The sequence below is a fragment of the Kibdelosporangium aridum genome (genome assembly GCF_900176515.1).
Taxonomy (GTDB): Bacteria; Actinomycetota; Actinomycetes; order Mycobacteriales; family Pseudonocardiaceae; genus Kibdelosporangium; species Kibdelosporangium aridum.
On record NZ_FWXV01000001.1, the window covers coordinates 750,249 to 762,392 of the forward strand.

Genomic DNA, 12,144 nt, shown 5'->3' on the forward strand with positions numbered 1-12,144 from the left:
GACCAGGCACGATATCCGTTACGCCGGGTTCAGTTTTAGAACTACCTGTGCGCCGCGGACGTTCTTACCGTCGTGAGCCATGACGACCATGACGCTTCAAACAGGCACATACCCAACACCAGTCCGGCCCGACGACACCCGGTTCGTCGACCTGGCAGCCCGAGTCGGCGCGATCGCCGCGGAGCACGCGGCCTCGCATGACCGGGACGCGACCTTCGTGGCCGAGGCATACGCGGCGATGCAGGAGTACGGCTACCTAGCCCTCGCGGTTCCCGCAGAGTTAGGCGGCTTAGGCGCGACAATCCGCCAAGTCTGTTACGCCCAAGCGGAACTGGCCCGCCACGACGGCGCGACAGCGTTGTCGGCCGCGATGCACAACTATCTGACGTTGATGCAGTGCTATCGCCGTCGAATGGGTGCTGGTGACGCCGAGACCGTGTTGCGGAAGGTCGCCGAGGGCATGGTGATCGCGACAAGCGGAGGCTCAGACTGGCTCTGGCCGACGACAGTCGCGATCCCCACAGACGACGGCTACCGCGTGACGGGCCGGAAAGCCTTCTGCAGCCAGGCACCCCGGGCGAACGTGGTGTCGACGAGCGCGGTGCTGCCGGACCAGTCGGAGGTCTTGCACTTCAGCGTGCCCTTGGACGCGCCCGGCGTCCGGATCGAGGAAACCTGGGACACGGTGGGGATGCGCGGCACGGCGAGCCATGACGTCGTTCTCGAGGACGTCTTGGTGCCTTCTGGCAAGATCGTGGGCCGTCGGGCCTACGGCGAGTTCGGCGTGCCGCTGCTGGCCGCGACTGTCCACTTCGCACCTGTGGTGGGCGCTACGTACTTCGGAATTGCCGCCGGGGCCAGGGATCTCGCTGTCTCAAAGGTCTCTGTCGATCGCCGGGCGGCACAGGTGCACCGGCAGGTCGGGTTGATGGACGCCAAGCTTCGGGGTGCTTGGTGGGCGCTGATGGGCTCTCTTGACGAACTGGGCACGGAGTACACCGTGAACCCGGAGACTTTGACGACCGTGATGCTTGCCAAGCGCCAAGCCGTCGTTGAGGCCGTCGAGGTCGTCAACCTGGCGATGGATTTGCTCGGTGGGCGGTCTTTCTTCCGTCGCGCGGGGTTGGAGCGGGCTTTCCGGGACGTTCGTGCGGGCACCTTCCACCCGCTGAACCCCGAGGTCACGTTGTCCTACGCGGGCAAGGTGGCACTCGGGGACACCGGGGTCACCGAATAGATTGGCCGAACTGGAAGAGGTTGCCGGGGTCGTACGCCGCCTTGACCTCTCGCAGCCGGGGGACGTTCGGGCCGTAGTAGGCCGTCAGCCAGTCGGGCAGCGACGGGTCGGGAAAGTTGGGGTAGGCGCCCGTGCCCTCGAGCGTCTTCCAGCTTGCGGTGAGCCAGGCGAGGGCTTCGTGGCCGCGCCTGGCCGCGCCGTTGGGACCGACCAGGACGGTGTGCTTGACCAGGAATGACGGGTTCCGGTGCGGGAACGCCGTATCAACGGTCGATCGGTAGGCACCGCCCCATGGGGTGAAAGCGACTTCGCGCATCTCGCCGGGAACGCGTGCCGCCACGAAATGCGCGAGGAGCGCGTCGATGGCGGAGGACGGCAGAGGCTGCGTGAAGAAAGCGGTCTTCGCTGTGCTCATACCTGGGCGGGAGTGGATGAGGGGGATGCTCGACGGGTCGTGGGCTGCGGCGGAATACGGGGTTGCGTGCAGCAGTGCGGCTTCAGCAGCGGAAAGGTGTCGAACCTCGGCAAGGTTGGGCTTCGGGAGCTGAGTCAGCAGCGCTGTCGGATCGCCTGCACCGATCAGCAGCATCTGTGGTGGGTCTTCGGCGTAGTCGGGGCTGAGGAGTATCAGTTCGGCGGATGTGGTGTTCGGTGCGAACGGTGCCCACTCCTGCCAGGCGTGGACCAAGGAGGCCGACAGGTCCCAGGAGAAGCGGAAATGGGTGCGGCGCGTCGATGTCACCGCACTGAACGTCGCGCTGGTCACCACGCCGAAGTTGCCGCCGCCCGCGCCACGCAGTGCCCAGAACAAGTCCGGTTCGGACTCGGCGGATGCCGTGACCACCTTCCCTGAGGCGAGGACGACTTTCGCGGACACCAGGTGGTCGCACGTCAGCCCGTGCGTCCGGCCGTGGCTGCCGAAACCGCCGCCGAGCGCCGCGCCGATCAAACCGACCGACGGGCATGAGCCCGCGGGGACCAGCAATTCCAAAGGGGAGAGCAACTCCGCCAACTGTCCTGTTCGGAGTCCGGCGCCGACCGTGACTTCCCGGCCCGACACAGTGACGGCCGAGGCGGGAGAGAGGTCGATGACAAGGCCGGTGCTGCTGGAGTAGCCCGCGTTGCTGTGGCCGCCGCCGCGGATCGCGAACGGCCAGTCGCGATCCGCGGCCAAGTCGAGTGCTTCGAGCACGTCGTCGGGTGTGGCGCAGCGGGCGACGGCTTGGGGGAGGACTTCGTCCCGCGTTCCGATGAACTGGTTGCGGGACAACGAGTAGCGCGGGTCGTCCGGCAGTACGAGGTCAAGCATCGGCGTACATCTTCGCTTGCAGGTCGTGCAGTTCGGCGTAGCGCCCGCCCAGTGCCATCAGTTCCGTGTGGGTGCCTTGTTCGACGAGTTCTCCTTCGTGCAGAAGGTAGATCCGGTCCGCGTGGCGCACGCTGGCCAGGCGGTGTGTGATCAGCACGACAGTGCGCTCCTCAGCCAACGCGCGCAACGACTCGTAGACCGCGAATTCCGCCTTGGCGTCGAGTGGCGCGGTCGGTTCGTCCCAGATGAGCAGTGGGGCGTCACGGAACAGGCCACGGGCTACCGCGAGCCGTTGCCATTGGCCGCCAGAAAGCTCCTGACCGCCGCGGAACTGCTTGGACAGCAAGGTGCTCCAGCCCGAGGGGAGGCGGTCGACGACTTCGTCGGCACCGGACTGCGCGGCGGCGGCCACGAGAGCGACCGGATCGTCTCGGTCGTGGCGTCCGGCTTGGACATTCGCCCGCGCGGTGTGCGGCCAGCGGATGGGGTCCTGCAGAACCATCATCACCCGATTGGCGATGCTTGCCCGGTCCAGCGAGTGCACGTCCGTCCCGTCCCAGCACACCAGGCCTGAGGACGGCGTGTACAGACCGGCGATCAGCTTCGCCAAGGTGGTTTTGCCGGAGCCGTTCTCACCCACGAGCGCGATGGTCTGACCGCGCTCGATGGTCATGGACACGTCCCGTAGAGCGGCCTGCGGGCTGGTTGGATACGTGAAGCTGACGTTGGACAGTTGAACACGGCTCGGGTCCGCGACCACTGCGGGCAATGCCACCGGCGGGCGTTGCGCGGAGTCCAGGAACGCCAAGTAGTCGGCCACGTACATGCCCTGCTCGACCAGCTGGTTCGAGGCGAGGACCAAGCGGTTCAAGGCAGTCGTGGACGCCCTGATGGCGATCACCGCCGTTCCGGCGACGGCCAACGGAACCCACGACGCGTGCACCAAAAGCCCGAGAACGACATACGTGACGGCCAACCCGACGCCGGCGAGCGCACGGCCGACACCACGGACGCGTGCCTGGGCGACACCGCGCCGAATGTCCTCGTCCCGCAACGGGTCCGCGACAACGCGGTACTCGTGCATGACGAACGGCTCGGCCTGGCATGCCCGGATCTCCGCCGCGGGCTCGCGTTCGGTGGCCAGTTCGGCGACCATCTGCACTCGTCTGTCCAAAGTGACCGCACGGGCCATGCTCGCGTAAGCCAGCATTGCCGATCGCTGGACTGCCCACGCGTCAGGTATCACTGCCAACAGTAGTACAGGTAGTAATACAGGGTGCAGTACTGCGAGGCTGCTGACCGCGGCGGCAATGCCCAGCACCGAGCCGATGAGCTCGACCAGGTTGTCGGTTGACCGCTCGATGTAGAACAGCCCACGATCCCGAGCCCGGTGCATCCGGTCGTAGAACTGGGCATCGTCGAACGCGGCCAATTCCACGCTCAAACTCGCCTGATACAGCCGTTCCTCGGCCAATCGCCGGACTGCGGGAGTGATGCGGGCGTGCGCGATCGCCACACCGATGTCCATCGCGCCGCGCAAGGCATACGCCCCGCCGACGAACAGCAAGGACGGCAGCGCGGCGACGACACGATCAGCGGTCGGTCCCGAGGAGAACAGTTCGGTCAGCACCTCGGCCGTCGCGAACAGGCCGAACGCCGCCGCCAACCCCGAGGTCACCTGCATGATCGCGATGAGCAATGCGGACCTGGGCGCCGCGTCCCAGATCATCCGCAGCACCGGCCACGTCACCCGTGGCAGGCTGCGGATGACTCGGCGCGGGCCCTCCGCCTTCTCGTCGATCTGCCAATGCGGGGTGTTCAGCTCCCGCGGATCGTCACTCACCGGGCACCAACACTGACGGCAGCGTGCATTCGGGGTGCATCCGCAGCAGCTGGTACGCCACACCGCCCGAACCGGACATCAAGCTCGGCGAGTACACCTCACGAGCCAGACCGGTCGTCGTGCCGTGCGTCTCCAGGCTGGTGATGATCTGCGCGGTTCTGGAGGCGCCCAGCAACTCCCAGGACCCCATGTCGCCGTGACACAACGTATGTGTCCAGCCGAAGCCGCCTTCCTCGGTGGCGGCAACAGCACGCCGCAGGACATCGTGGTTACGGTCGGGCGCGAACCCACGGCCCAACAGATCCGCGGCCGCGAGCCCGACACCAAGCGCACCATGGCACCACGCGGCCACGGTTGACGTCGGCTCACGCGGGTCCAACCACCCGCCGCGCTCGGTGGAGTACCACGTCTCCTCGAACGCGGCAGCCTCGTCGGCCAATGTCGCGAACCGCGCCTCACCGGTCGCGAGCGAGAGCCTGGCCAGCGCCCAGCCGATACCCGTCGAACCGTGGGCGAAGCCGCCGATCCCGTCCGGGAAGTTCGCCACCGACCAGCAGACCTGGCCGGGAGCGGGCCGTAACACCGTCGCGGCAAGGTGATCGCCGACCTGGACAGCCAGGTCCGTCCACTGGTCGTCCCCGGTCCGCTGGGCCAGCATCAGCAACGGCACGATCGACCCGGCCGAACCGACGACGAGGTCAGGCCCTTCACTGGCCTCGATCGCTGCCGGCAGCTGCGCGGCGAGGAACAGGGCGTCCTCGACATGGCCCAGGGTGAGCCAGCACCAGATCTGCGAGCCGAGTCCAATGTAGCCACCGGGCGGGTCGGGACGCCGTTTGGTGTGCGTCGCCTGCTCGGCCCACCAGTGCTGGGTCCGCCGCGCGGTCTGGATAACGCCGTCCAGCAGGCCATCGGCCTCGGGAACAAGATCCGCTCGCCCGGCCGCGACCTCCTGCGCGTAGCCGTCCAGCAGGACAGCCACGCCGAGCGTTCCGCTGTACAGGTCGGGCGTGAGCGGCGTGGTCTGCCAGCCGGAGCGGTCCAGGATGGGCGCGAACCACGTTACGGTTCCGTCGCTGCCCCGGACGGCTTCCGAAGCCAGAGTACGGATCTCGGCAGCCGCGAGCGCCCGGCGCCGAGCATCCACATCGGACTCTTCGACGGACGTGTCCATCTGCCGCAGATCAGGCTCGGCACCCTGGTTCAGATAGGCACTGACCAAGGCGGCGTGCGTGACCCGGCGCTCCAGCGCGAAATCGGCTTCCCGCCAGCGCTGCAGGCAGAGCTGGATCTGGTCCTGCCGCGGCCCGCAGACCGTTCCTGCCGGGGTGTGCAGCCACCCTTCGGCCGGTGTCGTGGTGAACACCGGGATGTCACCGATCAGCAACTCGGCGACCTCGGCCGCGTGCACGGCCTGTTCGGCGGGCCCACGGGTGTTCATCGAATGCCGTGCGATCAGTGCCAAGGCTTTCTGCTCGGCAGCGGGCTGGTTGTGCAGACCGACCGGGTGCCACAGCATTCGGGCGAGTTCCGTGTACGCCTCTGAGTCGCGCACCACCACACGCACAACACAGTCAGAAAACCGCTGAAGGAGCGGTTCAAGCTCGCCGGAGCGGTCCAGCGCGTTGATCCGGGACGCCATCGCGTCGAACCCGGCGACCACCTCGCCCCAGTAACGCCCGAGCTGAGGGTTGCGGCTCGGCAGGTTCTGCGTCGGCGGGAGTTGTTGGGGCGTAATGGCGATCTTGGCTGTGTCGGTTCCGGCGCCGACCAGGTCGGGCAGGCCGATGTCCGGTTGCTGGCCGGGCAGCATGCCCATCGCGGAACCGTCCACACCGCGCCAGCCGAGGCCCGCGCCGCGGCCCGGGAGCAGGCCGGTTCGCATCACGGTCCCGTTCAACAGTTCGGCGGCACGGTCGGTCGCCTCGCCCGCGCCGGTCGGCGGATGCGGCGGCCGGGGCGTGAAGATGCTCTCGCAGTCCACGACGACCGGGATCGGCCCGCAGGCGATGATGTTCTCGGCATGCAAGTCGGTTCCTGACACCAGGCGCATCACCGCGAGCCAGTGGCCGAGGTTCCGGTAGAAGGTGCTGAGCTCGGAATCGCTGTCACAGTAACGGTGTGCCACGTGCTCGGCCCAGCCGTAGCCGTCCATCACGATCGCCCTGGGCACCCTGATGCCTTGCGGGTCAAGGACTTCCAGCAGGCCGGCGAGCTGGGCGTCGACCTGCATCGGGCGCGGCTTGTAAACCACTGTCCCACCGGCACAGTGCATCAACGAAACGGTGTGACCGCCACGGTGGCTGTCACCCGCACCGATCTCGATCTTCAGCAGTTCGCCGACATCGTTACCGAGCAACGAACCCAGCTTTGGACGGTCGTCAGCGAACCGTGTTGCCATGGCGAGCACGGCCGCGCATCGGTTGTCCACCACGGCTTGCAGCCGTTCGAGCAGATGCGGGTAGTGCTCGGTCAAGCCGTGCCAAAACGCTGGTTCGGTGGCGGTTCGCAGGAACTCACGCCACCGTCCGGCCGGGTCGGGTGCGGTGAGTTTGCCGGTGACCCGTGCGGCGTTGAGCTCCAGCACGATGACCCGGTTCACCTTGCGGCGCACCGAATCGAGCAGGACCTCGCGGGTCGCGTCGACGAAGGCGCCGACCTCGGCAGCGACGAGGCCGGCGAGCCCGGCCAGGCGGCCGTCCAGCCGGTGCAGTGCCGGTCCGATCAGCCATTCCACAGTGCGGTCGAGCTCGCCGACCTCGTCAGGTGCCATGGAACGGGCTCAGCAGCAGAAGACCGGCCGGGACGCGGTGCACGACGAGCACCGGCTGCCAGGCGGGTTGCAGGCCACGATGTCACCCTCGGCGAACTCGCCGCTGGCGAAGATCGGGCCGGCCGGGCTGTCCAGGTCCAGGCCTTCTCGCCAACGAGCCACGAGCTCCTCGGCATCCGCGAGCATGGCAGCTGTCATGGTTTTCCCCTTTCCTTGCTGGGTTGGGAAAAACGACACTAAGAACGCCGCGCATACAGCCGCGCACACACGTGTGCATACAGCCGGTCAACCACGCCGGGCCAATTCGTTCAGCTCGGTGGTGGCCTGGGCCGGCCGCACACCCAGCTCCCGGTCCAGCAGCGACCACAGCCGCTGGTACTCCTCCAGCACCTCGCTGCGCCGCCCGGTCGACCACAGTGCGAGAAGCAGCTGGTGCCACAGCCGTTCCCGCAACGGGTGCTCGATCACCAGGCCCTTCAGGATGGGCACGAGATCCTGCTCGTGCCCCAACGACATCCGGACCTCCACCAGCTCCTCGGTCGCGGACATCCGCAAGTCCTCGAGCATCGCGGCCTCGGCTTCCAGCGCCGCCGGAATGGGCACGCCCTCGAGCACGTCCCCGCGCCACAAGCCGACGGCCTGGGTGAGCAACCTGGCCGCGTCCAGCCCGGTGTGCTTACGGGCCTGGGCGACAAGTTCCCGGAACAGCAACGCATCGACGCCATGCGGTGCCGTGACGAGCATGTAGCCGTCGTCGAGCGTTTCGATACTCGGCTTGTCCCCGCCCGCCAGCAGACGCCGCAACTCCGCGATATGAGACCGGACGTTCGCCGCGGCGGACGCGGGCGGTTTGGTTGGCCACAACCCATTGATGAGCCACTCGAGTGAGAGCGGCCGATTCGGCCGCAACGCGAACAGCCCGAGCAAAACCCGGGCCATCCGCCGGAGTGGACGTAATCCATTGCCGCCGATGTGCACCATCGGCCGCCCCAGCACCATGATCTCCATCAACCGCCCCCGTGCAAGACGAACACGCATCAGCTATCGCGTTTCGCCCGCGCTGCGCCACCGGCGGACGGGGGAAATCTGTTGCAGTAACAGTGAAATCAGTGCGCGGAGGTTCGGTCGTCCAGCTCTGCGTAGCGACATCCAGGCTGACCGTAGTTGTGCACGGCGCGTCCACCGGAGAACGCACGGCACGTGCAGGCGCCTGGATACTCGAAATCCCCGCCGGACCGTCGCCGTCGTCGTCCAGCAGGGTGGTGGATGAATCGGCGAGCCATGGCGGGACGCTCCTCTCGGCGAATGGGCGTTGATCGGCGGTGCTCTTCGGCTGCCCGTAACCCGGCCTGCGCAAACGTGATCGCCCAGGTAGTCGCCCGATTAGCCCAATCACGGTGTTTCAGGTGGTAGAACAGGGTCCATGCAGCCGCTGCAAGCCCTCGGTATCTCGGCTGACGCGGAACGGGTGTACCTCGACCTCGTCGAGCACGGGACGACCGGCGTCGAGCCCGAGCACAAGGCCGTCGCCGAGCTCGAGGCCGCCGGCCTGGTCGAGCGCAGCGGCGGCACCCTCGTGGCCTGCCCGCCGCAGCTGGCAATGGAGGCGCTCGCCGAGCGCTACACGGCACTCGCCAGGCAGAGCGCGGCCATGTTGGCCAGGGTCTGGAACAAGACGAACGACACATACCTGGAAGTCTTACCGTCCTATTCGGCCGGTCGCGCGGTCCTCGACCGGGTGCAGACCGACGCACGGACCCGGGTGCGGGCGCTGAGCGTCGGCAACCTGGGCCCGGACGGGCACAAGATCGTCGAGGGCCTGTTCGACGCGTTGGCGCGTGGCGTGGCGTATCAGGTCATCTACGGCACGCACGTGCTGCGTGATCCCGAGGCACTGCGGATGGTCCAGCGGTGCGTGGACGCGGGGGAGCAGGCCCGGGTGTTCCCGCACGTGTCGATGAACTTGACCATTGTGGACGATCGATGGGCGTTGCTCACCGCCCGGTCCGACGAGGACATCGCGGCGGTGGTCGTGCACCGGTCACCGTTGCTGACTGGTTTTGTCGGGATATTCGACGCCTACTGGCGCATGGCGGTGCCGATCACCGCGGGCACCGAGACGGCGCCCGCCGGTGACACACCGAGCCGGGATACCCAGCGGCTGCTCACGTACCTCAGCGCGGGGCTGACTGACGAGGCGATCGCTCGCGAGTTCGGCGTGAGTGAACGGACGGTTGCCCGCAGGATCAGCCGCCTGCAGGAGATCCTGGGGGCGCAGACTCGCTTCCAGTTGGGGGTGCAGGCATCACGGCACGGCTGGCTGTGAGCGCCCGTTCAGCGTTCTCGCGCTGCTTGGGGATCCGCAGGATAATGGGGAAGTACGCAAGACACAGAACTGTGGCGATAGCGCAGACCCTCGCGTACTCCGGATCGACGTCGATGATCAGGAGGCTGAGGCCTAGTGTGATTGCTATGCTTGCGAACCACGCGAGAAACACGGTCACTGCCGAGGGCCGGCGAAGTATCCACTGGGCATAGCGTGCCACTATCCGCACGTCGGCCGCGTTGTCGACCGGTCCACCGTCCCGCACGATTCGCCACGCCTTGATCTTTTCCTCAAGGAGGGTCATTGGTGGAAAGGCCGCAAGCATCTGTTTGCGCACGCTGAGACTCCCGAGCGCGGCGCCGAGACCCGACCCGGCCGAGACGATCACCGGGCCCCAGGCGAATCCCGGCCGGGCGATCAACCAGACGATCCACATCACCATGCCCATGGTGAGGCCGTTCACCAGCGCCCACCATCCCCGCGGGCCGAAGGCTCGCCTCATCCACCATTCTTCCACTGGTCCGCCTCGGTTATCGCTTCGGCACTTCGAGCACACGTTCCGCGTTCCAGAGCCATTTCGCGCGACGCATGGTCATGGGGATCATCGCCGCGAACACGACCAGGTACAGCGCGGGCACTCGGACGTAGAAGGGATCGTCCTTGGGAGCAACGATGATGACAACCGCCGCCACCGATATGGCCACGGCGAGCCCGGTTGCCAAGGCCGAGGTACTGGGCCCGCTAAGCAGCCACCGGGCGTGATGGTTGACAGCCGATACATCAGCTTTGTTCTCGACTGGACCGCCGTAGCGCACGAGCCGCCAGATTCTCATCGTGTCGTCGAGGTGCAGACCGGGTGGGAATGGTGGGGGTGCCTGACTGCGTCCGAAAGCGCTGGCGGCTGCGAAGCACAGACCGCTGAAAGCCGCGAAGAACACGTGGCGCAGCTCGAAGCTGAAATACCCGACCACCCACGAAACCCAGACGACTCCAGCCCCGATCGAAGCCGTCAGCAGCGTGAACAGGCCAGGAGAGCCGAACCGCAGCCTGGCCCACCGCTCAGCCATGTCTTACGCCGAGCACGTCAAGTGCGTCTTCCATCGGCGCCCCCTCCCCCTTTGATCACGTACATCGCGTTACACGCGTAAGGGTGTTACCGAGGTTGCCTGGAACCGGCCAGAATAGTTCACAACTTGCTGCTGCGGTGTTAACGATTCCGTTCGCGCCCCAGCAACGGCGCGCTCAGCAGAGTTGCGGCCGTGAAATCCTTAAAACTCTTCGCGATCATCACCGCTGTGGCGGCGGTCGCGAGTACCGCGACGGTCAGTGCCAGCCCCGAGGCTGGCAAGCCATCGACGTGCCGGACGCCGCCGCAGGAACCGCCGCCGTTGACGCCGACGACGGTCACCACCATCGGTCAGGCGTATTACTGCATCTTCGACAACTACTTCAGCGGTCCCGTCTTGGACAGCCGTGACCTTTTACAACCGGCCTTCGCCGCGTTCACCAGGGAGCTGCAACGCCGGGGGCTTGACCAGGCGAACGCGAGTGCTCCGGTGCTGACCGGCAAGCGGGACGCCGACTGGCGGGCGTTCAGCAAGGCTTACCAGGACATTGTCGCCAAGCTGCCTGCGGACGTGCACCAGGCTGTCGCCGAGGTGACCATCACCGCGATGGTCGACAGCCTCAACGACAACCACGCCCGGTGGATGCGCCCGACGGAGTCGGACTCCGTGCCGGTCGGCTTCCTGCCTTCGCACGCGCGAGGCCCGGGCCGGACCGATCCCACGACGAGTGGCCCGGCCTTCGTGGTGGACCTGTTGCCGGGCAGCGCGGCCGCGAACGCGGGCATCAAACTGGGGGACGAGATCCTCACGGTCAACGACGTACCGCTGTTCATCAACGGCGTCGCGGTTCCGGGCGTGGTCGAGTGGCTGATGGAGGCCAAGGAAGGCCAGCAGGTCAAGCTGACCATGCGCAGGCCGTCGACCGGCGAGACCAAGACGTACACGCTGACGGTGACCAAGCCGTCAGGCCCGCCGCCGCAGCGTGAGGTGGTCGAGTCGAAGCTGTTGCCCGGTGACGTCGCGTATGTGTCGATGCGCGGCTTCGCGCGCGATGCCGCGGACAAGGTGCTCAAGGCCATCGCGGATCTGGGGAAGGACCGCACACTGCGCGGGGTTGTGCTCGATCTGCGTGGCAACGGCGGTGGGTCGCCTGACGAGGTTAAGAAGCTGGTCAGCTCGTGGGTGCACGGCAAGACGTACAGCTACTGGTGCGACGTGAAGGACAAGTGCACGCCGAACCGCACCGACGACTCGGTGCCGCTGGTGAACTTGCCGTTGATCACGTTGACCGACCGCCGGTGTGCATCGGCGTGTGACGCCTTCTCGAGTGCTGCGAAGGTCTTGAAGTTCGGCACGCTGGTCGGCCAGCGCACCGCCGGTGCCGTCTCCGGCCCTGGGGACGGGTGGGTACTGGACGACGGCAGCATGATCGGCTTGCCGAAGATCCACGAGATCGGGCCGGACCGGGCCAAGGTCGACACGGTCGGCGTGCCGCCCGACCACTTCGCGCCGATCACCGCGGCCGACCTCTCCGCTGGCCGCGACCCTGGCGTGGCGAAGGCACTCGCTCTGCTGAAGTGACGTTCACG

10 protein-coding genes are annotated in these 12,144 nt (G+C 67.0%); 3 read left to right on the forward strand and 7 right to left on the reverse strand.

From position 1 onward, the window contains the following. The first annotated feature begins 79 nt into the window (after positions 1-79). Positions 80-1,237, forward strand: coding sequence for an acyl-CoA dehydrogenase family protein (locus tag B9C43_RS02990; protein ID WP_084424465.1), 1,158 nt, complete (start codon positions 80-82; stop codon positions 1,235-1,237). On the opposite strand, the gene B9C43_RS02995 is transcribed toward B9C43_RS02990, so the two are convergent. From B9C43_RS02995 to B9C43_RS03010, 5 genes are all read right to left on the reverse strand, one after another. Then, positions 1,227-2,546, reverse strand: coding sequence for an FAD-binding oxidoreductase (locus tag B9C43_RS02995; protein WP_084424466.1), 1,320 nt, complete (start codon positions 2,544-2,546; stop codon positions 1,227-1,229). The genes B9C43_RS02990 and B9C43_RS02995 overlap by 11 nt on opposite strands. Beyond that, a complete protein-coding gene (locus B9C43_RS55375) occupies positions 2,539-4,389 on the reverse strand; it encodes an ABC transporter ATP-binding protein (protein ID WP_143446062.1) in 1,851 nt (616 codons plus the stop codon). Before B9C43_RS55375 ends, B9C43_RS02995 begins: the two co-directional genes overlap by 8 nt. Continuing rightward, positions 4,382-7,162 (reverse strand): type 2 lanthipeptide synthetase LanM, encoded by a 2,781-nt coding sequence (gene lanM, locus B9C43_RS55380; RefSeq protein WP_200825409.1) that lies wholly within the window; start codon positions 7,160-7,162, stop codon positions 4,382-4,384. The genes B9C43_RS55375 and lanM overlap by 8 nt, the downstream gene beginning before the upstream one ends. Positions 7,163-7,171: 9 nt before the next feature. Further along, positions 7,172-7,360 (reverse strand): DUF6229 family protein, encoded by a 189-nt coding sequence (locus tag B9C43_RS03005; protein WP_037270310.1) that lies wholly within the window; start codon positions 7,358-7,360, stop codon positions 7,172-7,174. A gap of 87 nt (positions 7,361-7,447) precedes the next feature. Next, a complete protein-coding gene (locus B9C43_RS03010) occupies positions 7,448-8,200 on the reverse strand; it encodes an AfsR/SARP family transcriptional regulator (RefSeq protein ID WP_084424467.1) in 753 nt (250 codons plus the stop codon). Positions 8,201-8,585: 385 nt separating this feature from the next. Here B9C43_RS03010 and B9C43_RS03015 point away from each other — a divergent pair, with 385 nt between their 5' ends. Beyond that, positions 8,586-9,488 (forward strand): helix-turn-helix transcriptional regulator, encoded by a 903-nt coding sequence (locus B9C43_RS03015; protein ID WP_084424468.1) that lies wholly within the window; start codon positions 8,586-8,588, stop codon positions 9,486-9,488. Here the strand turns inward: B9C43_RS03015 and B9C43_RS03020 are convergent. Together B9C43_RS03020 and B9C43_RS03025 are read right to left on the reverse strand one after the other, a co-directional pair. Beyond that, positions 9,409-9,951: a hypothetical protein gene (locus B9C43_RS03020; protein ID WP_143446064.1), complete on the reverse strand. Its 543-nt coding sequence runs from the start codon at positions 9,949-9,951 to the stop codon at positions 9,409-9,411. The genes B9C43_RS03015 and B9C43_RS03020 overlap by 80 nt on opposite strands. Before the next feature lie 67 nt (positions 9,952-10,018). After that, positions 10,019-10,555: a hypothetical protein gene (locus tag B9C43_RS03025; RefSeq protein ID WP_084424470.1), complete on the reverse strand. Its 537-nt coding sequence runs from the start codon at positions 10,553-10,555 to the stop codon at positions 10,019-10,021. Between the two features lie 192 nt (positions 10,556-10,747). On the opposite strand from B9C43_RS03025, the gene B9C43_RS03030 reads away from it, so the two are divergent. Next, positions 10,748-12,136 carry a S41 family peptidase gene (locus B9C43_RS03030; protein WP_143446066.1) on the forward strand — a complete coding sequence of 463 codons (1,389 nt, stop codon included), beginning with the start codon at positions 10,748-10,750 and terminating at the stop codon, positions 12,134-12,136. Positions 12,137-12,144: the final 8 nt, after the last annotated feature.